At 64.2% G+C, this 20,536-nt stretch carries 13 protein-coding genes; 4 read left to right on the top strand and 9 right to left on the bottom strand.

The window, feature by feature from the left end:
* Positions 1 to 47: 47 nt before the first annotated feature.
* Together ACYVGS_RS08245 and ACYVGS_RS08240 are read right to left on the bottom strand one after the other, a co-directional pair.
* On the bottom strand, positions 48 to 1,913 hold the full coding sequence (locus ACYVGS_RS08245; RefSeq protein ID WP_460588195.1) for a PhoX family protein: 1,866 nt from the start codon (positions 1,911 to 1,913) through the stop codon (positions 48 to 50).
* 195 nt (positions 1,914 to 2,108) lie between these two features.
* Positions 2,109 to 4,541: a TonB-dependent receptor gene (locus ACYVGS_RS08240; protein ID WP_460588194.1), complete on the bottom strand. Its 2,433-nt coding sequence runs from the start codon at positions 4,539 to 4,541 to the stop codon at positions 2,109 to 2,111.
* Between the two features lie 501 nt (positions 4,542 to 5,042).
* On the opposite strand from ACYVGS_RS08240, the gene ACYVGS_RS08235 reads away from it, so the two are divergent.
* Positions 5,043 to 8,312 (top strand): bifunctional diguanylate cyclase/phosphodiesterase, encoded by a 3,270-nt coding sequence (locus ACYVGS_RS08235; protein WP_460588193.1) that lies wholly within the window; start codon positions 5,043 to 5,045, stop codon positions 8,310 to 8,312.
* Here the strand turns inward: ACYVGS_RS08235 and ACYVGS_RS08230 are convergent.
* The 5 genes from ACYVGS_RS08230 to ACYVGS_RS08210 form a co-directional block, all read right to left on the bottom strand.
* Positions 8,295 to 9,263: a sodium:calcium antiporter gene (locus ACYVGS_RS08230; RefSeq protein ID WP_460588192.1), complete on the bottom strand. Its 969-nt coding sequence runs from the start codon at positions 9,261 to 9,263 to the stop codon at positions 8,295 to 8,297. The genes ACYVGS_RS08235 and ACYVGS_RS08230 overlap by 18 nt on opposite strands.
* 112 nt (positions 9,264 to 9,375) lie before the next feature.
* Positions 9,376 to 10,389, bottom strand: coding sequence for an LLM class flavin-dependent oxidoreductase (locus tag ACYVGS_RS08225; protein ID WP_460588191.1), 1,014 nt, complete (start codon positions 10,387 to 10,389; stop codon positions 9,376 to 9,378).
* Positions 10,386 to 11,273 carry a DUF3014 domain-containing protein gene (locus ACYVGS_RS08220; protein WP_460588190.1) on the bottom strand — a complete coding sequence of 296 codons (888 nt, stop codon included), beginning with the start codon at positions 11,271 to 11,273 and terminating at the stop codon, positions 10,386 to 10,388. Before ACYVGS_RS08220 ends, ACYVGS_RS08225 begins: the two co-directional genes overlap by 4 nt.
* A 35-nt stretch (positions 11,274 to 11,308) precedes the next feature.
* On the bottom strand, positions 11,309 to 12,022 hold the full coding sequence (locus ACYVGS_RS08215; RefSeq protein ID WP_460588189.1) for a TSCPD domain-containing protein: 714 nt from the start codon (positions 12,020 to 12,022) through the stop codon (positions 11,309 to 11,311).
* A 2-nt stretch (positions 12,023 to 12,024) separates the two neighbouring features.
* Complete coding sequence (locus ACYVGS_RS08210; RefSeq protein ID WP_460588188.1) at positions 12,025 to 14,181, bottom strand: adenosylcobalamin-dependent ribonucleoside-diphosphate reductase; 2,157 nt, start codon at positions 14,179 to 14,181, stop codon at positions 12,025 to 12,027.
* A 288-nt stretch (positions 14,182 to 14,469) separates the two neighbouring features.
* On the opposite strand from ACYVGS_RS08210, the gene ACYVGS_RS08205 reads away from it, so the two are divergent.
* Positions 14,470 to 14,898 carry an FKBP-type peptidyl-prolyl cis-trans isomerase gene (locus ACYVGS_RS08205; RefSeq protein ID WP_460588187.1) on the top strand — a complete coding sequence of 143 codons (429 nt, stop codon included), beginning with the start codon at positions 14,470 to 14,472 and terminating at the stop codon, positions 14,896 to 14,898.
* 13 nt (positions 14,899 to 14,911) lie between these two features.
* On the opposite strand, the gene ACYVGS_RS08200 is transcribed toward ACYVGS_RS08205, so the two are convergent.
* Both ACYVGS_RS08200 and ACYVGS_RS08195 read right to left on the bottom strand, forming a co-directional pair.
* Positions 14,912 to 16,558 (bottom strand): acetolactate synthase large subunit, encoded by a 1,647-nt coding sequence (locus tag ACYVGS_RS08200; RefSeq protein ID WP_460588186.1) that lies wholly within the window; start codon positions 16,556 to 16,558, stop codon positions 14,912 to 14,914.
* 91 nt (positions 16,559 to 16,649) lie between these two features.
* Entirely contained in the window at positions 16,650 to 18,005 is a 1,356-nt protein-coding gene (locus tag ACYVGS_RS08195; protein ID WP_460588185.1) for a sigma-54 interaction domain-containing protein, read from the bottom strand.
* A 193-nt stretch (positions 18,006 to 18,198) separates the two neighbouring features.
* Between ACYVGS_RS08195 and ACYVGS_RS08190 the strand changes: the two genes are divergently transcribed.
* Positions 18,199 to 19,536, top strand: coding sequence for a cytochrome ubiquinol oxidase subunit I (locus ACYVGS_RS08190; protein ID WP_460588184.1), 1,338 nt, complete (start codon positions 18,199 to 18,201; stop codon positions 19,534 to 19,536).
* Between the two features lie 2 nt (positions 19,537 to 19,538).
* The gene (locus tag ACYVGS_RS08185; protein WP_460588183.1) at positions 19,539 to 20,531 is read left to right on the top strand and encodes a cytochrome d ubiquinol oxidase subunit II; all 993 of its coding nucleotides are present in this window, start codon (positions 19,539 to 19,541) and stop codon (positions 20,529 to 20,531) included.
* Positions 20,532 to 20,536: the final 5 nt, after the last annotated feature.

Here is a 20,536-nt window from a genome sequence, read left to right as displayed (position 1 = left end):
AACCCCGCCGAAAGGCGGGGTTTGACAGCGGTTGACCGCTTGCCGTTTTAGGAACCGATAATCCCGCCATCCTTGCGGCTGATCACGATGGTGCAGTCTCGAGGAATGCGCCCACTGCCCTGTTCTGCCGGGAAGTTGGTCAAGTCCGGGTTGCCGTTGCCCGGGTGCTGGGTGTTGATGAACATGGTACGGCGGTCGGGCGTTACGGCGATGCCGGTGATTTCGTCCCCACTCACACCCGTGAACAGGCGGCGTACGTCCATGTTGTCGCCGCTGTCGTACATGCTGGCCACCAGCATCTGGTTGTTCAGGCCTTTCTTCTGGCCGCCGTCGGTCTGGATGAACACGCGGCCATCGGGATCCACCCATAGGCCATCGGGGTCGGAGAAGGTACGCTCGTCGCCTTCGGCGTGGGTGCTTTCTGCAATGATGAAGATATCCCAGACAAAATCGAGGCCGGTGTGCCGCTCACTGTCGTGCCAGCGGATGATGTGGCCATCGGCATTGGGTGCCAGGGGGTTGGCGGCATCCGCCTCGGTGCGGCGGCTGTTGTTGGTCAGGGTGCAGTACACATCGCCATTGGGTGCCACCGAAATCCATTCGGGGCGGTCCATCTTGGTCGCGCCTGCATGATCCGCTGCAATCCGGGTGAACGTGAGGATTTCCGCGTCGGATGTGAAGTGTGCGGCCACTGCGGGATTGTTCATGCTCAGTTCCAGCCACTCACCGGTACCATCGTCATTGAACCGGGCAGCGTAGAGTGTGCCGTGATCCAGTGGGCTCATGCCCTGGGCACGCATGGCTTTCCAATTACCCTCTGAGACGAACTTGTAGATGTAGTCAAAGCGCTCGTCGTCACCCATGTAAACCACTACACGTCCACCGTGTCCCTCGACCAGCGTGGCGCCTTCATGCTTGAGTCTTCCCATCGCAGTGCGCTTGACCGGCATCGCATCGGGATTGAAGGGGTCGACTTCCACTACCCAGCCGAAACGATTTTCTTCGTTGCGATAGAGGCTGTTGGCGGGGCGGGAGAGATCGAAGCGCTCGTCAAACAGGTGCCAGCCATAGCCAAAACCAGAGGTCGACAGGCCGTAGCGCGATTGCCGGCTATCCGGGTACCAAGATCCATCACTCGCGCCAAAGTAGCCGTTGAAGTTCTCCTCGCAGGTGAGGTAGGTACCCCAGGGTGTATAGCCGTTAGCGCAGTTGTTGAGCGTACCCATGGGGGTGCTGTCACCAGCGATGAACTCACTGCCGACCACCGGTCCACTGAAGCTTACTTCGGTGTTGCCATGGACGCGGCGATTGTAAATGCTGTCCTTGACCAGGTGCCAACGGCCGCTATCGTCGCGACGCAGTTCCAGCACGGAAATGCCGTGGGCATGCTGGGAGATGCGTACGTCGTCGATGGAGGTGGGCAGGCTCTTGCCCAGGACATGACCGTTACCCCCGAACTCGTGGTTGATCGCCAGCAGGCCTCGGCTGTTGCTGCGCCGGAAAGGGAAGAACCACATGCCATCGTGGCCGATACCTACCTGCTGCTCCTGGTAGGCCAGTGCCGAGCGGTCCGTTTCCCCTTCGTAGCTGGGGATGCCCGACTTCAGAGCCTCGCCCCAGGGGATGATGACCTGGTACTGGTAGTCTTCGGAGATGCTGGGCACCGGGCCGCTGCCTTCGGCAACCGGCACAGGGGTGAAATTGATCAGACCGTTTTGCCGGTTCTGGCCAGTGGGTGCGTTGGGCCCTTTCTTGCCACCCTTGGCCGCCAGTGCTGAGCTGGCGAAGAAGGTCCCTGCTGCCAGGGTCAGGCCGCCCTTGACCACCTCGCGCCGGGAGGAGAAGACTTCCAGAACGCTCTGGAATGTGCGGTTTTTCGAGTCGTTGCTGATACCGTCGTCGTTGATGTTCATGCTGGTATACCCCGTGAGAGCCATCGGTGATGTGACCGGCGGGTCTCCGGCCGGGGAGATTGGCTCCCGGACGTCCCGCAGGCGACTTCCATGATTCTCCGGCGTTGTTGCAGCATGGTGACGCCCCCATTGCGGGGGCGTGACAGTTTGTGACAGGAGGGCGTCCCGGCCGTGTGGCCGGGACGGGAGCAGGAGCTAGAAGTTGTAGACCGCGTCGATACCGAATGTGCGCGGGCGACCATAGGTGTTGCCGGCAAAGCCGAGGCTGCCGAAGTCGATGCCCCACTCCCGGTACTCCTCGTCGGTGAGGTTTTTCACCCAGGCGGACAGCCGCAGGGAGCTGTCATTCCCAATCGACAGGTCATCCAGCGTGAGCCGTGCGTTGACCAGGGTCCTGCTGTCAGCACTGTCGAAGGTGTTCAGGAAGGGGTGGAAGGTATAGCCATCGGTGTAGGCGAAGTCCACCCGTGCCGAGAGCGCGCCGAGGTCGGTGGGCTGGAAGGTGTACTGCAGGCCCAGCGAGGCGGTGTTCTCCGGCGCCCGGGTCACCGTGGTGATGTCGGAGATGTCCTCGATCTGGTTGGTGGCGGGGTTGCGGGCGTTGTACTCGTCGAATTCGGAGTCCATGTAGCCGTAGCTGAACTCGGCGGTCAGGCCTTGCGTCAGCAGGGCGATCACCTCCAGTTCCAGGCCCATGTAGGTGGCTTCGCCGGCGTTGACGATCCGGCTTGAGGCACCGCCGCTGCCCGCTTCGAATACCGCCAGCTGCATGTCCTTGTAGTTGTTGTAGAAAGCCGCGGCATTGACCCGCAAGCGACGATCCCACCAGTCGGATTTCAGGCCCACTTCAAAGGCGTCGATGGTCTCCTCGTCCACCGCCTCTTCCCAGGCCGTCAGCGTGGAAGCCCGCGAGTTGAAGCCGCCGCTGTTGAAGCCGGTGGAGTGGGTGAAATAGAGCCGGGCGTCCTGGGTCAGGGCATAGTTCAGGGTCAGCAGGTAGCTGATGTTGTCCCACTTGTCGTCGTTGAACAGCCGGTCGTCGAAGCTGCTGTGGCCGAGACTTTCATTGAAAAGGAAGGCATCCCGCTCGTCCTCGGTGTAGCGGATGCCCGCGGTCAGGTCGAGGTCGTTGGTCAGAGAATAGGTGAACTGGCCATAGGCCGCGGTCGACTCGGTTTTCTGCCCGTAGATGAAATCCACGAAGCCGTTCATGTTGGGGTCGGCACCGGGGAAGGGGAAGGGCAGCGGCAGTCGCTGGCTGCCCTGGCAGAAGGGGCCGATCCCCGGGATCTGCTGGCAGAAGCCGGCGTCAAAGTAGGCCTGGTCCAGGGCGCTGCCGAGGAGGAACTGGATCGGCAGGCCGAAGGTCTGCGGGTTGTCCTGGTAGACCTCTTCCTCGTAGTAGTAGAAGCCCAGGGTGTACTGCAGGCGGTCATCCATGGCGTCGCCGATGAACTGCAGCTCATGGGTTTCCAGGTCGATCCAGCCCTCGGGGATACCGGCGTGGAAACCGGGGAAGGGCACCGGCTGGCCGCCGCCGTAAAACAAATCCGGGGCGACGTGAGCGCCGCCGTCCAGGTCGGTTGACCCATACCCGGACTCGGTCTCCCGGTTGGCATAGATGTACTTCACGGTAACGGGGTCGAGCTCCCAGGCCACCGTCAGGTTGTGCCCCTGGACTTCCAGCCATTCCTTGGTGGAGCCGTCCAGAGTGTAGTTTTCCCGGCGGTCCTTGGGATTGCCCACCGTGGCTGCCATCTGCTGGTAGAGTGGGCCGCCGAGCGTGGTGAAGGGCACATCCGAGCGGGTGAAGCCGTCGAACAGGCTGTCCTTGACCTTGCTGATCTGGAAGGGCGTGGGAACGCCCTCGTTGTCGGTGTCGTCGTAGGCGTAGTCGATGGTCAGGCCGTCCATTGGCTCGAAGCGGAAAGCCACGCGGAAGGAGGTGTTGTCCTCACTGGCGAGATCCGGCTCCGCCCCTGGGAAATCGTTGGTGGCCCAGCCGTCATACTCCATCTTGGCCGCGGACAGTTTGACCGACAGCAGGTCGGCAAATTTGGGCAGGTCGATCGATCCCGCGAGGCGTCGATAACCGTCATTGCCCAGGCTGGCTTCCAGACGCCCGCCCAGTTCCCCGCTGGGTTTGACCGTGGTGACGTTGACGGCACCCCCGGTGCTGTTGCGGCCGAACAGGGTGCCCTGGGGCCCCCGCAACACTTCCACGGCCTGCAGGTCGACGATATCGAAGACCGCGCCGACCGTCTTGCTCATGTAGACCCCATCCAGGTAGAAGCTGGTTTTCGGGTCCACCATCAGCGAGGTCTCGCCACTGCCCACACCGCGGATATAGATGGACATGTTGGAGTTGGAGGAGGGCTGCTTCTGGATATTGGTGTTGGGGACATAGCCACCGAGATCGGTGACATCGTAGACGCCGAGATCGGCAATCTTTTCCGCACTGAAGGCGGTCACTGCGATGGGGGTGTCCTGCAGCAGGGTTTCCCGCCGCTGTGCGGTCACCACGACTTCCTCCAGGGCGCCGGCCTGGGCAAATACCGGGACGGAAACGGGCAGGGCAGTCGCAGCCATCAAGGCAGCGGCAATCGGGGTGGGCAAGGTCTTCGACATAGTGAGACTCCATCTAATTATTATCGCCAACCGGTGACCGGAGGCGGGTCCGTGTCTACTCTGCAGCACTCTGTGCTGGCATTCGAGGGTGGGTTGTGCTAACCGACCTCATCTGCAGTGTATCCCCAGCGACCGGACTGCGACCAACCTTTACCCTTGTCAGGGAAAATAGTTCAAAAAAATGAACCAATAAAGGTGAATATTGCGCTTTGTCCGGGTGATTGCCCGGGTATGCCGGGTTTGCCGGGATGGCCGGCTGTTGCGGGGGCGCCGGGTCTATCGCCACGGTGAGCCCTTCGGGTATCGCCCCTGACACCGTGGGCGGGCGGGTCCCGGTGCGTTAAACCGTTTGCGTGCCTCCCGCGTAAAGCAAGATGACATTTCTCAAAAATAATCCACACCGGGGCTGCGGTAATTGCTAGGATTCTGCAGTAGAGGGGCCGGGTCGGCGTATCAGTGAACCGGCGCGGCGGTCGTCATCGGGAGTGCGCCACTATTGCCATGTTCGCTCAAGTGTTCAGGCACCTGAGGCTGTTGGCCCTGCCCGGGGTGCTGGCCCTGGCGGTTTTGTCCGCCGGGGTGTCGGTCACCCTGATTTATCAGGACGTGGTGCGGGATCGCGAGCAGGCCGCCCTGCAGCAGGCCTTTCGGGCCAGTGCCGACCGCGCCGCCGCCCTGATTCAGCGAGAGTTCGGCATTTACAAAACCGTCCTGCGCGGGCTACAGGGCTTCTTCCAAGGCTCCAGTTCGGTCTCCTTCGATGAATTCCAGCGCTACGTTCGCTCGCTGCACCTGCATTCGGATTTGTCGGCCCTGCGCGCGGTGGGCTGGGTGCCCTGGCTGTCGCGTGAGGAGGTGCCCAGGTATCTCGCGCGCCTGCACTATGAGGTCCCGGGCGAGCACCGGATCTACCCGGATACGGGCGCCGAACACCTGGCACCCATTACCTACATTTATCCTCTTGATGCAGACAATCGCAGCGCCATCGGTTTCGATATCCTCTCTAACCGCGGTGCGGGCGCGGCTGCCCTGGCTGCCCGGGACAGCGGCGAAATGCATATCTCCGAGCCGACGACGCTGATCCAGGACATCGATAAACCCGCCAAGGCCTTTGTCATGTACCTGCCCGTGTATCGGGGGGGTGCTGTTCCCCCCTCGGTGGCGGAGCGGCGGCAGCGCCTGTTGGGCTGGGTGGATGTGCCGCTGCGCGTGGAGGACTTCTTCGCCGGTCTGGCGGCAGAGCTGGATCCGGCAGTCAGGTTGCGTCTCTACGATGGGGTGCCGGGTGAAGGCACTGCCCCTATGATCCATGACACGCATCCGGTCGCTGGCCACCCGGTCACCCTGTCACATCGCTATGACCTCGCCATCGGGGGACGTACCTGGACGCTCGAGGCCTGTGCCACAGCCGATTTCCGTGCCGGTCTGGGGGTGTTGCCGCCATCCCGGATGGTAATGGCATCGGGCTTGTTGCTGAGCCTGGCGGGTGCGCTGCTGGTCTTCATGGTAGCCCGCAGCCGGGATCGCTCCGCGCGTCGAGCCCTGCGCCTGGAAGACCTCTACCACGCCTTGAGCGAAGTCAACCAGGCGATTGTGCGCATGGGGCAGGAGGAGGACCTGTTCCCCCTGGTCTGTCGCATGGCCGTGGACTACGGCGGTATGGATATGGCCTGGGTGGGTTCCCTGGATACCGTCAGCGGGCGGATCCAGCCGTCGGCTGTATGGGGGGACACGCAGGATTACCTTGCCGGGGTAGATGTCAGCGTCGATGCCGAGCTGCCCAGTGGTCGCGGGCCTTGCGGTACCGCGGTGCGGGAAAGTCGCCCGGTTGTGGTCAACGACTATTACGCCGTGTCCTCCACACAGCCGTGGCACCGGCGTGTGCGGGAGGCGGGCTGGAGATCCGCGGCGGCCTTCCCGATCCTGCGGGGAGGCCGCCCATATGCCGTGCTCAATGTCTATCACCGCAAGGCGGGGGTTTTCGATGACCACGCCACCCGCCTGCTGACAGAGATGAGCACGGATATCAGCTTCGCCCTGGACAACTTCGATCGCGAAGCGGAGCGGGGGCGTATCCAGGCGGCGCTGCGGGAGAGCGAGGCCCGGCTGTCGACCATCCTGGAAAACGTCGGAGCCTGCATCTATCTCAAGGATACCGGGGGGCGCTACCTCTATGCCAACCAGCAGGTGAAAGACCTGTGGGGTGTGGGTTCCGGGGATGTGGTGGGGCAGACCGATGAGGCCTTCTTCGATGCCGCGACGGTGAAGCGGCTGCGCGAGAACGACCGCCGCGTGCTGGAGGGCGGAGAGATCCTGGAACTGGAGGAGGTGGATACGGTCAAGGGTGAGGAGGGCCCGCGGGTATTCTGGTCGGTCAAATTGCCCATGCGCCGGGAGGACGGCAGTATTTATGCCCTCTGCGGGATCTCTACGGATATCACCGAGCACAAGCGCAACCGCGAGCAGATCGATTTCCTTACTCACTACGACGCGCTCACCGGCCTGCCCAACATGTCTTTGCTGCGGGAGCGAGCGCGCCAGGCACTGGCCCAGGCCGCTGCCAGTGGTCAGCCATTAACGCTGTTGTGCATTGACCTCGATCGCTTCAAGAACGTCAATGACTCCATGGGCCTGGACATGGGTGACCAGGTGATACAGGGTCTGGCCAAGCGTCTGCTGGAGCGCCTGCACCTGAATGCCAGCCTGTGCCGCAGTGGCGGCGACGAGTTTTTCGTGCTGTTGCCGGGTACCAGTGCGGCGGGCGCGGAGCAGCTGGCAGGGACTCTCTTGCGCGAGATTGCCAGGCCCCTGGAAGTGCGTGGGCAGCGCTTTACCTTGACGGCGAGTATTGGCATTGCCTGTTTCCCCCAGCATGGCAGCAATTTCGACGAGCTCAATCAGGCGGCGGACGCGGCGCTGTTTGAAGCCAAGCATGCCGGACGCAATACCTTCGCCCTGTTTACCTCCAGCATGCGCGACCAGGCCACCCGGGCCCTGCGTCTGGAAACCGAGTTGCGCGACGCCATGGCGCTGGGCCAGCTCGAGCTGCACTATCAGCCCCAGGTGGATATCCACAGCGGGGAGCTGCTGGGGCTTGAGGCCCTGTTGCGCTGGCGTCACCCCGAATCCGGCTATATTGCGCCGTCCCGTTTTATCCCTGTGGCAGAGGAAAGCGGCCTGATCTCGGAGCTGGACGCCTGGGTGATGCGTACCGCCCTGGCCCAGCAGGCGGCCTGGCGCGCCGCCGGTTTCCGCATTCCCACGGTCTCCGTGAATGTCTCTGCCACCCGCTTCTATCGCACGGATTTCTGCGATCAGGTGGCAGCCCTGCTGAAAGAGTACTGGGTGGCCCCCGAGTGTCTGGACCTGGAGCTCACCGAGCGTATAGCCATGGTGCACAGCAGCGCGACCCTGAACACCCTGACGCGCCTGCACGACATGGGTCTGACCCTGTCGATCGATGACTTCGGTACCGGCTATTCATCCCTGAGCTATCTGAAGCGCTATCCGGTCAGCAAGTTGAAGATCGACAAGTCCTTTGTCGATGGCCTGGCCGACGACCCCGAGGACCAGGCCATCGTGTTGGCCATTATCGGTGTGGCGCGGGGGCTCGGCTTCAAGACCGTCGCCGAAGGTGTGGAAACCGAGCAGCAACTGGCCTTCCTGCGCGAGCACGGTTGCGATGCCTACCAGGGCTATCTGTACAGCCGTCCGCAAGCGGCCGAGGTGATCGAGCCCTTGTTGACCCGGGCCTCAGAGGAGCACGGTTGATACCAGGTAGGCGTTGTAGCCGAGGAAGCAGGCGAGCAGAAACACGCCGGCCAGACGCCCTATCTGGCCGTGCCCTTCGCGCCGGTAGCTGAGGCCGAGTATCAACAAGGTCAGCGCACCCATGACAGCAGCATCCCGGGTCAACACTTCCGGCTCCACGGTCATGGGGTGGATGGTGCCGGCGATCCCCACCACGGCCAGGGTATTGAACAGGTTGGAGCCGATCACGTTGCCCAGGGCAATATCGTTTTCACCCTTGCGGCAGGCGGCAATGGAGGAGGCCAGCTCCGGCAGTGAAGTGCCGATGGCGACGATGGTGAGGCCGATGATCAGGTCGCTGACACCCAGTCCCTGGGCGATTTCCACCGAGCCCCAGACCAGGGCGCGGGAGCTGGCAATCAGCAGCAACAGCCCCAGCAGCAGCCAGAACAGGGCGGGCCCCAGCTTGTTCTGGTGCGTGCTCATTTCCGCTGTCACTTCCTGGGCCAGGACGTCGTCCGGTTGCCGGAGCCCATGCCAGATGGCAAGCCCCATGATGCCGGCGAAAACGACCAGCAGGATGATGCCCTCCAGGCGGGTGATCGCGCCATCGGCGAGTTGCCAGACGGCGATGAGGGTAGCACCAATGAGTACCGGGAGTTCGCGCCGGACGATCTGCGACTGCACCACGATAGGGGCGATCACGGCGGTGGTCCCGAGGATCAGCGCGATGTTGCTGATGTTGGAGCCGTAGGCGTTTCCCAGCGCGATACCCGGGTTGCCTTCGCTCGAGGCCAGTGCGGAGACCACCAGTTCCGGTGCCGAGGTGCCGAAGCCGATGATCACCATGCCGATCAGCAGCGGCGGAACACCCAGGATGGCCGCGGTGTCTGCGGCGCCCTCGACAAACCGGTCGGCACTCCAGATCAGGACGACAAGACCGATCAGGACGGCAATAGCCGGAAGCAACATAGGTGAACCTCGTGAGTGACGTTTTGGCCATGGCGGGCGGGTACCCGGCCCCCGGGGCCGGCATTGTCCCGGCTCGGCGGACAATTGTCGATCCCCGGTGGGCTGCCTGGTATCACGCCGCCTGGGGTTGCAGCCCGGTCGCCTCGGCGATCAGCTCGCAGGAGCGCAAACGGTCCGCCTGGTGGTAGACATCGGAAACCACCATCAACTCGTCGGCCCCGGTTTCCTCCAGCAGGGCTTCCACGCCCCGGCGCACGGTGCCGGGGGAGCCGATGATGGAGCGTTCCAGCATGGCCATCACGCTGGCCTTTTCGGCGGGTGTCCAGAATTCGTCGATGTTGTCGACTGGCGGCTGGCTGAGGAGGCGGCTGCCGCGGAACAGATTGGTGTAGCCCATGCGCTGGCTGCTGGCGAGAAATTGCGCCTGTTCATCGCTGTCGGCTGCAATGATATTGACACCGACCATGCAGTGCGGGCGCTGAAGTTGCCGGGAAGGCTTGAAGCGCTGGCGGTAGACGGACAGGGCGGCGTGCAGTTGCTGGGGTGCGAAATGCGAGGCAAAGGCATAGGGCAGCCCCAGCTCCCCGGCCAGCATGGCGCCAAAGGTGCTCGAGCCGAGGATCCACAGGGGGACTTCAGTGCCAGCACCCGGCACCGCCACGATGGCCTGGTTGGGCTGCGGCGGCGCGAGCAGGGCCTGCAGCTCCAGCACATCCTGGGGAAAACGCTCGGCGGCGGCATGATTGCGGCGCAATGCGCGCAGGGTCTGCCCGTCGGTGCCCGGGGCGCGGCCGAGCCCGAGGTCTATGCGGCCGGGATGCAGAGCCTCCAGCGTGCCGAACTGCTCGGCAATCACCAGTGGCGAGTGGTTGGGCAGCATGATGCCGCCGGCACCGACGCGAATGTGACGGGTGCCGGCGGCAATGTGATTGATCACCAGGGACGTCGCAGCACTGGCGATGCCCGGAATATTGTGGTGTTCCGCCACCCACACGCGATTGAAGCCCACGGCTTCCGCGCGCTGGGCCGTCTCCCGGGCGCAGGCAAGCGCCGAAGCGACGTCGCCGTCACGATTGACACGCCCCACCTCCAGCAGGGAGAGGGGCGCCAGGCCGGATGCACTCATGTCGGGCTGTTGGCTCCCAGCAGCGCTTCGCGCAGCTCCCGGGCCTGGGCCTTGATCAAGCGCAGGTTGGCCGGTCCCATCCGCAGCAACTGTTTTTGCAGCGGCGTCAGCGCCTCGAGCTCAGGGTCGGCGTAGGTGTACATCACGGCTTCCTGCTCCAGGGCCACTGGCCCCTCCAGCTCCGGTGTCGCCAGGATGCGGTCGAGGGTGCGGATGACCGCATTGTCAAAGTCCTCGGGTGCCAGGCCCAGCTGCTGCCAGCCCGCCTCGAACAGGGGGCGCAGGCGGTGGAACTGTGCCGCCATGGCTTCTGTGTCCAGGCCGGCGATGGCCAGGGCGTAGGGGTTATAGCGCTGGTAGCCCGAGGGGTCCATGATGGTCAGGCCATCGTCGGTCTGCATGACCGGGAAGGGCGCTTCGGGCGCCTCAACCGGAAGCAGTTTGCGCATGATGACGCCGCGACTGCTGCCGTCCACCAGCGCCCCGAGTGTCGAAACCAGGTTTTCCTTTTCCTGCAGTGGCTCGAACAGCCCGCTCGTGGCGCCCACCTCCTGCAGTGAATCGCGCAGCACCGGGTCGCTTTCTTCCAGCGGCGGCAGGGGTTCGGCCTCAGGCTCGGCGGGGCTTTCCGCTGGGGCCTCCGCCTCGACCGGCTGTGCCGGGGCGGTCGGCTTGGGAATGTCCTCGGCCGGGGGCAATGCCGCGGGCGCTGCCGCCGTGTCGGGGGTAGCGACAGTCTCCGCCTCGGGAGGAGCGTCGTTCTGCCTGGGCCAGAACAGGGCCGCCAGCACCGCGAGTGCGGCTGCCCCCAGGACAAGAGCCCTGATCGGCAGTCCGCCGCTCTTGTTGTGGCGAGTCAGCTGGTCATCGGGGTTGGCTTGCATGACAGTCTCCGTGGCTCATTTACCCGTAGTGTAGACTACCCGCACTTGGAGTCGCCGCAGTTGAGGCAGGTCATGCAACCGTCCATGAGGATCATGGCCTGGGTCATGCATTTGCCGCAGAGCTGGGCGCCCTCGGGGAAGCCTCCCTGGCCGCCCTCGTCCTTGCCTTTGCCCTTGCTCTGGCGCGATTCATACTCCGCCCGCTTCTGTTCGAGAATGCGGCGTTGGTGCTCGGGAAGTTCCGGTGCCTCTATCAGACCGATACTCTTCATGTGAGTTTCCAGGCACTCGCCGATTTCTGCCACCAGGGAAGGCATGAACTTGCCGCCGCGCTTGAAGTAGCCCCCCTTGGGGTCAAACACGGCCTTCATTTCCTCGACCAGGAAGGTGCAATCGCCCCCCTTGCGGAACACCGCGGAGAGCACTCGGGTCAGGGCAACCACCCACTGGAAGTGGTCCATGTTCTTGGAGTTGATGAACACCTCGAAGGGGCGCCGCTGCTCGTGGTCGGTGCCCGGGTTGAGCACGATGTCGTTGATGGTGATGTACAGCGCGTGATCCGAAAGCGGTGTCTTGATCTTGTAGGTGGTGCCGTGCAGCGTCTCGGGGCGATCGACGTTCTCGTCCATCTGCTGTACGGCCAGCTCCAGGCTCTCCGGGGCCGTACTGTTGGCCGCTTCGGCCTCTGCCCGCGCCTCCGGTGTGAGCACCTTGTAGCTGACGATTTTCTTGTCCAGTTTTACAGTCATGTTCAGAACTTCCCGTAGTAGCCTTCTTTCAGGGCGTCGAAGAGGTTGGCGGCGGTGTGCTCCTCGCCGTCGTATTCCACTTTTTCATTGCCCTTGAGTTCCACTTTGCTGCCATCTTCCAGGGTGAACTGGTAGGTGGTGTTCTCCAGGTCTTTTTCCTTGACCAGCACGCCCTGGAAGGCCTCCGGGTTGAAGCGGAAGGTGGTGCAGCCCTTGAGGCCGTTCTGCCAGGCGTAGAGGTAGATGTCCTTGAACTCCTCGAAGGGGAAGTCCGTCGGCACATTGATGGTTTTCGAGATCGACGAGTCGACCCATTTCTGCGCCGCGGCCTGCACGTCGACGTGCTGGATCGGCTTGATGTCGTCGGCGGTGACGAAGTAGTCCGGCAGTTGCTCCCCGGGGTTGTCCGAGTAGGGCATGGCGTGGGCGTTGACCAGTTCCCGGTAGGCGAGCAGTTCGTAGGAAAATACGTCCACCTTTTCCTTGCTCTTCTTGCCCTCGCGAATCACGTTACGGCTGTAGTGGTGGGCAAAGCTCGGCTCGATGCCGTTGCTGGCGTTGTTGGCCAGGGACAGGGAGATGGTCCCGGTGGGGGCGATCGACGAGTGATGGGTAAAGCGGCACCCTTCTTCTGCCAGCTGCGATACCAGGTCCGGGTCCAGCTCGGCAATCTGCTGCATGTAGCGGCTGTAGCGCGCGTGCAGAATGCGCCCAGGCAGGGTGTCGCCCACCTGGTAGCCGTCCTCCGCCAGTTCGGGGCGCAGGCGCAGCATCGCCGGGGTGATCTCGAACTCCTCCTGCATGATCGGCGCCGGGCCTTTTTCCCGCGCCAGCTCCAGACCGGTGCGCCAGCCCGCCAGGGCCAGCTCGCGGCTGACCTGCTCGGTGAGTTCCAGGGAGGCGGGGCTGCCGTAGCGCAGGCAGAGCATGTTCAGGGTCGAGCCCAGGCCCAGGAAGCCCATGCCGTGGCGGCGCTTGCTGAGGATTTCGTGGCGCTGCTCTTCCAGCGGCAGGCCGTTGATTTCCACCACGTTGTCCAGCATGCGGGTGAAGATGGAGGCCACCTCGCGGTAGCTGTCCCAGTCGAAACGGGCCCGGTCGGTGAAGGGGTCGAGCACGAAGCGGGTCAGATTGATCGAGCCCAGCAGGCAGCTGCCGTAGGGGGGCAGGGGCTGCTCGCCACAGGGGTTGGTCGCGCGGATGTTTTCGCAGAACCAGTTGTTGTTGAGGTCGTTGACGCGGTCAATCAGGATGAAACCCGGCTCCGCGTAGTCGTAGGTGGAGGTCATGATGACGTTCCACAGCTTGCGTGCCTGCACCGTGCGGAAGATGCGACAGGCGGCGCGGCCCTCGCTGTCGTGCACGTACTTGTTGCCCGCGGGCACATCCCGCCACAGGATCTGTGCCGGGTCGTTGAGATCGATCTGGCCGTCCTCGACTTCCTTCTCGGTGACCGGGAAGCTAAGGGGCCACTCGGCGTCCTCCTCGACCGCCTGCATGAATTCGTCGGTGATCAGCAGAGAGAGGTTGAACTGGCGCAGGCGGCCGTCCTCGCGCTTGGCGCGGATAAAGTCCGCCACGTCCGGGTGGCTGATATCGAAGGTGCCCATCTGTGCGCCCCGGCGGCCGCCGGCGGAGGACACGGTGAAGCACATCTTGTCGAAGATATCCATGAAGGACAGCGGGCCCGAGGTGTAGGCGCCGGCGCCGGAGACATAGGCGCCCCGCGGACGCAGCGTGGAGAACTCGTAGCCGATGCCACAGCCCGCCTTCAGGGTCAGGCCGGCCTCCAGGTTGCGCTCGAGGATGCCCTGCATGGAGTCCGGAATTATCCCCGAAACGGTGCAGTTGATGGTCGAGGTGGCTGGTTTGTGCTCCAGGGCCCCGGCATTGGAGATGATGCGACCCGCCGGGATGGCGCCGTTGCGCAGGGCCCAGAGGAAGCGCTCGTACCATTTGTCGCGCAGGGCTTCGGTGGCCTCGACTTCCGCCAGGGCGCGGGCCACCCGCTGATAGGTGCCGTCGATATCGGCATCCACCGGGTTGCCGCGCTTGTCCTTGAGGCGGTACTTGCGGTCCCAGATATCTTCCGAGGCCGGTTGCAGGTGGAGGTCGATGTGACTCTCGTGGTGGCGCTTTTGCAGGGATTCTATGGACATGATGCGGGTCGCTGAGGCTGGTGGCTTGATTGCGTATATCTTGGGCCAAGTGCCGCCATGAATACAAGATATGGTGTCCGGGTGGGTGAAAATTTTTCCTTGTCAAGGGCCTGCCGGGCCCTGGTGGGGACAAGGTCGCGACGGCGTGTGCGAGCGCGCGACGCCGGCATGCCGGGTCCCTTCCCGGTTTCATCGCCGGGCCCGAGCCGGTACACTGGGCGGCTCGCGAGTTACTGCGCTGCCGAATTGCGTGGTTTCCCATTCACCCGCACATCTCAGGAGCGTTACATGAGCGCAGTCAAATCCGGCGACAACGTCAGCATTCACTACACCGGCACCCTGACCGACGGTTCCGTCTTCGACAGCAGCGAGGGGCGCGACCCCCTGCAGTTCGAAGTCGGCTCGGGCCAGATCATCCCCGGCCTGGACAAGGCTCTGCCGGGCATGACCGTGGGCGAGAAGAAGCAGGTGGAAGTGCCTGCCGACGAGGCCTACGGCCAGCCCATGGATGAGGCCCGCCAGTCGATTCCCCGGGACCAGATCCCCGCCGACATTCCCCTGGAGCTGGGCACCCGCCTGCAGATGCAGACGGCGGACGGCCAGGCAGTACCGGTGGTCGTCACCGAGCTCAGCGACGAGAGCGTCACCCTGGATGCCAACCACCCGCTGGCGGGCCAGGACCTGACCTTCAACATCGAGCTGGTCGCGATCGACTGAAGTCCCGCGCGGGCTATTCCTCCAGCGCCCGGGCCTGCTCCCGGATGGTCACGTTCAGGGTCTGGTCATTGAGACTGTAGTCCACCGGCACATCGATCAGGTGGACTGCGGGCTCTTCCAGACAGCTGCGGATCAGGGGTTGCAACTCCTCGGTGGCCCCCACCCGCCAGCCGCGGGCGCCGTAGGCCCGGGCGTACTCCACAAAATCCGGATTCCCGTAATCCAGGCCGAAGTTGTCGAAGTGCATGTTCGACTGCTTCCACTTGATCATGCCGTAGGCGTCGTCACGCAGGATGATCACGACGATGTGCAGGCCCAGCCGCACGGCCGTCTCCATTTCCTGGCTGTTCATCATGAAGCCGCCATCCCCGCACACCGACACCACCGCCCGGTCGGGATAGACCATTTTCGCCGCCATGGCCGAGGGCAGCCCGGCGCCCATGGTGGCCAGGGCGTTGTCCAGCAGCAGTGAGTTGGGGAAAGCCGCCGGGAAGTTGCGGGCGAACCAGATCTTGTAGACCCCGTTGTCCAGGGTGACGATGCCGTCCCGGGGCAGGGCGCGCCGCAGGTCCTTGACCAGGCGCTCCGGCAGCATCGGGAAGCGCTGGTCGTCCTCCAGCTCCCGGCGGTGCTCGACGTAGGCGGCGTGAACCTTGCGGAAAAAGGAGAAGTCCCAGTGGGACTGGGTGGTGGTCTGCTCTTTGATCTGCCAGATGCTGTTGGCGATGTCGCCGACCACTTCCAGCTGGGGGAAGTAGACCGGATCCACCTGCGCCGACTGGAAGTTGATATGGACCACCCTGGCGCCGTCGGGGCGCATGAAGAAGGGTGGCTTCTCCACCACGTCGTGGCCGACGTTGAGGATCAGGTCGGCGTGGCTCAGGGCGCGGTGAATGAAGTCGTTATCCGACAGGGCGGTGTTGCCGAGGAAGGCCTCGCCGTGCTCGTCGAGTACCCCCTTGCCCATCTGGGTGGTGATGAAGGGGATGCCGGTCTTGTCCACGAACTCCCGCAGCATCTTGCAGGTCAGCTTGCGGTTGGCGCCGGCGCCGATCACCAGCACCGGGCGGTCCGCCTGTTCGATCATCGACACCGCCGCATTGATTGCCTTGTACTCGGCGATCGGGCGGCGCACGGTGCTGGCGGGAATCAGGGGCGCCGAGGTGTCCTCGGCGGCGATGTCCTCGGGCAGTTCGATGTGCACGGCGCCGGGGCGTTCCTCCGAGGCGAGGCGGAAGGCCTCGCGCACCACCGAGGGGATGCGGTCGCCGCTGACGATCTGGCAGGTGAACTTGGTCAGCGGCCGCATCATGTCCACGGCGTCGATCACCTGGAAGCGTCCCTGCTTGCTGGTCTTGATCGGTTTCTGCCCGGTGATCATCAGGATCGGCATGGCGCCGAGCTGGGCGTAGGCAGCGGGGGTCACCAGGTTGGTGGCGCCGGGGCCCAGGGTGGACAGACATACGCCGACCTTGCCGGTGAGGCGACCGTAGGTGGCGGCCATGAAGCCCGCGCCCTGCTCGTGACGGGTCAGGATCAGCTGGATGCTGGACTGCCGCAATGACTCCAGCAGATCGAGGTTTTCCTCGCCGGGAATGCCGAAGATGTATTCGACACCCTCGGCTTCCAGGGCCCTCACCATCAGGTCCGATGCTTTCATTGCTTGCCTCCCGGGAAAATGTCAGGTGCGTCTGAACACACCATAGCAGGGAAACGTCGGGGGAGCAGGTCGACAGGGCCTTTGGGCGAGTTCACTCCAGCTTGCGGTAGAGGCTGCGCAAACTGATGCCGGCGATTTCCGCCGCCCGCGCCTTGTCCCCCGCGCAGTGAGACAGCAGTGCGCGCAGGTATTCCCGTTCCTGGGTTCGCAGGTCGGTCCAGCGGTCAGCGTTGGCTGCGCCGTCTGTGTCGCTGCCCGTTTGCCCGGGCGGCGAGGCCGTTTGTGGAAGGGAGCAGGTCGCGAGGCCCGCCAGGCTGCGGGCGATGACGTGGTGGTCGATGACGTTGCCGTGGGCGAAGATCAGCGCGCGCTCCAGCAGGTTGCGCAGCTCGCGGATGTTTCCGGGGAAGGGCTCATCCTGTAATCGCCGCACTGCGGATTCGGTCAGGTGCACCCGGCGTCCGCGGGCCAGCTTGCCAAGAATGGAGTGGGCCAGCAGCGGCAGATCCGCGCGACGCTCCCGCAGGGCGGGCAGGCGAATGGGGAAGGCATTGATGCGATAGAACAGGTCGCGACGGAACGCGCCCTGCTCGACCATCGCCGGCAGGTCCTTGTGGGTGGCGCAGACCAGGCGGAAGTCGGCGCTGCGCAGGGCGGTGCTGCCCACCGCCCGCCAGGTGCCGGTTTCCAGAAGTCGCAGCAGTTTCACCTGCATGCCCAGGGGCACGTCGCCGATCTCGTCCAGGAACAGCGTGCCGCCCTGGGCCGCTTCCAGCAGCCCCGGCTTGTTCTGGGTGGCGCCGGTGAAGGCCCCGCGGACATGGCCGAAGAGCTCGCTCTCGAACAGGGTCTCGGTCAGTCCGGCGCACTCCACCGTGACCAGGTTGCGGGTGCTGCGGGGGCTGGCTGCGTGGATAGCGCGCGCAGCCAGCTCCTTGCCGGTACCCGACTCCCCGAGCAGCAGTACCGAGGTGTCGTGACCGGCCACTAGGTTGATCAGGTCGAGCATCTCGTTAAACGCCGGGCTGCGCCCCACCATCTGGTCGGCGGAGGTTTCGGCGCTGGCGATGCTGACCGGCTTCAACAGCTCGACGAAGTAGCGCAGCCGACCCTCGGCGTCGAGGATCGGCAGCATTTCCACGTCGACATGCTGGCGACCCTCGGGGGTCAGGTGCACATGCAGTACGCGCTCCTTGCGACCGCTCTCCCGGGCTGCCGCCAGGGGGCAGCTTTCCCCGGCCTGGTCGCAGGGGACACGGTAGCCGTGGGAGACCCGGTAGCAGAGTGCTTCGTCCTTGTCCGGGGGGATGTCGCCGAAAGCCTCCCGGTAGGACTCATTGGTGGCGAGGATACGGTACTCGGGGTCCACCAGGATGGCGGGGCAGTCGTGGCCCTCGAGCATGCGGGCGACAGAGCGGTCGGTGTCACTGGCGATCAGGGGCGGCATTGTCATTCCTGGCAAAATTATTGCCAATAATGACAAAAAAGTTCGCGTGGAGGAAGAGGTCGGCCGGCTCTGTGTCCATGTCAGTCCCGTATCGCCGGGCTGCGCTGCAAGGTGGCACGCCCTGTGCTAATACCGATGTGACGCTGCCGTTGCTCCGGCGACGGCCCAGATCGCTCAGAGAGGTGTGTTTACCGTGGATCCGGTTTTGCTTGCACGCATACAGTTCGCCACCAACATCAGCTTTCACATCCTGTTTCCGGCGATCACCATCGGCCTGGCCTGGGTGCTGTTCTATTTTCGCTGGCGTGCCTGGCGCGGGGGCGAGGCCTTGTGGGACCAGGCCTACACCTTCTGGGTCAAGGTGTTCGCGCTGACCTTCGCCATGGGTGTGGTCTCGGGCATCACCATGAGCTTTCAGTTCGGCACCAACTGGCCCGGCTTCATGGAGCGGGCCGGCAATGTCGCCGGCCCGCTGCTGGGCTACGAGGTGCTCACCGCTTTTTTCCTGGAGGCCTCCTTCCTCGGCATCATGCTGTTTGGCCGCAACCGGGTCTCCCCGCGGATGCACCTGATCGCGACCTTGCTGGTGGCGGTGGGCACCACGCTGTCTGCGTTCTGGATTCTCAGCCTGAATTCCTGGATGCAGACCCCGACCGGTTATTACCTGGAGGACGGCGTGGTGATGGTGGAGAGCTGGTGGGCGGTCATCTTCAATCCCTCCTTCCCCTATCGACTGGTGCACATGCTGCTGGCCTCGCTGCTCACCTGTGCCTTCCTGATTGCCGGCGTCAGCGCCTGGCGCCTGCGCCGTGGCGTCGGCGGCCCGGGTACGCGCCGCGTGCTGCGCACCGGCCTGCTGCTGGCCGCCGTGGGTGCCCCGCTGCAGGTCCTGGTGGGCGACTTTCACGGTCTGAATACCCTGGAACACCAGCCGGCCAAGGTGGCGGCGATGGAAGCGATCTGGGAGACGCAGGCGGGGGCGCCTTTCACCGTGGTGGGCTGGCCCGATGCCAGTGAGCGCCGCAACCATTTTGCCCTGGAGATTCCCTACGCAGCCAGCTTCATTCTCACACACGAGCTGGAGGGCGAGGTGCGTGGTCTGAATGACTTCGATGGCCTGCATCCGCCGGTGCCCATGGTGTTCTGGTCCTTCCGGGTGATGCTGGGGCTTGGCGTACTGATGCTGCTGGTGGCCTGGTGGGGCAGCTGGCAGACCCGGCGTGGTCGGGCGCCGTCTCCGGCGCTGTTGCGCGCGCTGTCCTGGATGACCTTCTCCGGCTGGGTCGCGGTACTGGCCGGCTGGTACGTCACCGAGATTGGTCGCCAGCCCTGGATCGTCCAGGGCGTACTCAGCGTCGCCGATGTGGCGGCGGATCACCCCTCGACCACCCTCGCGGGGACCCTGTTCGGCTATGTCCTGCTCTACGCGCTGTTGCTGGCCGCCTATGTCGGCGCACTGCGGCAGATGTCCCTGAAACCCGCGGCATCGCTGGGCCTGTCCCCGCAGCCCGCGACTGTACAGGAGGCCTGATCATGGCGTACTGGTTGCCGGTTATCTATATGCTGATCATGGGCCTGGCCCTGCTCATCTACGTGGTGCTGGATGGTTACGATCTCGGCGTGGGCATGCTCCTGCCGCTGGCAGAGGAGGCCGAGAAGGATGTCATGGTGGCCTCCATCGGCCCCTTCTGGGATGCCAACGAGACCTGGATCGTGCTCGGTGTCGGGGTCCTGCTGATTGCCTTTCCCGAGGCCCACGGGATCATTCTCACCCAGCTTTATCTCCCGGTGACACTGATGTTGATGGGGCTGATCCTGCGCGGGGTGGCCTTTGACCTGCGGGTCAAGGCCGGCGACCACCGTCGCCAGTTGTGGAATCGCGCCTTCTTCGTCGGCTCCCTGGTGGCAGCCGCGGCACAGGGCTGGATGCTGGGCGCCTGGGTGACCGGCTTGCAGGGCGGGCCCCTGGGTCTGGCCTTCAGTGCGCTGATCGCGATTACCCTGCCGGCGCTCTACCTCTTGCTGGGTGCCGGCTGGTTGATGATGAAAACCGAGGGGGCGCTGCTGGAGCGGGCGATTCACTGGGCACGCATGGCGGTGTGGCCGATGGCGCTGTGCCTGCTGCTGGTCAGTATCGCAACGCCAGTGGTCAGCCCGGTGATTGCCGGCAAGTGGTTCACCTTCCCCAACATTTTGCTGCTGGCGCCGATTCCCCTGGCCTCGGCCATCTGCCTGGCGGTGATTGCCGTGCTGCTGCGACAGCCGGAGCTGATCCGTCGCGGGCGGGGCTGGTTGCTGTTCGTGGCGACTGTGCTGATCTGCGTGCTCGCCACCCTCGGTCTGGCCTACAGCGTGTTCCCCGATGTGGTTATCGGCCGGCTGGATATCTGGGAGGCCGCGGCGTCGGTCAAGTCACTGCAGTTTGTGCTGGTCGGTGTGGTGATCACGCTGCCGGTCATCCTTTTCTACACCGTGTATGTGTACCGGGTCTTCCACGGCAAGGCCACCGAGCTCTCCTACGAGTGAGCGGC

The sequence above is a fragment of the Haliea atlantica genome (assembly GCF_054779855.1).
The sequence above is the reverse complement of the archived record's forward strand: the minus strand, read 5'-3'. Positions and strand labels throughout refer to the sequence as shown.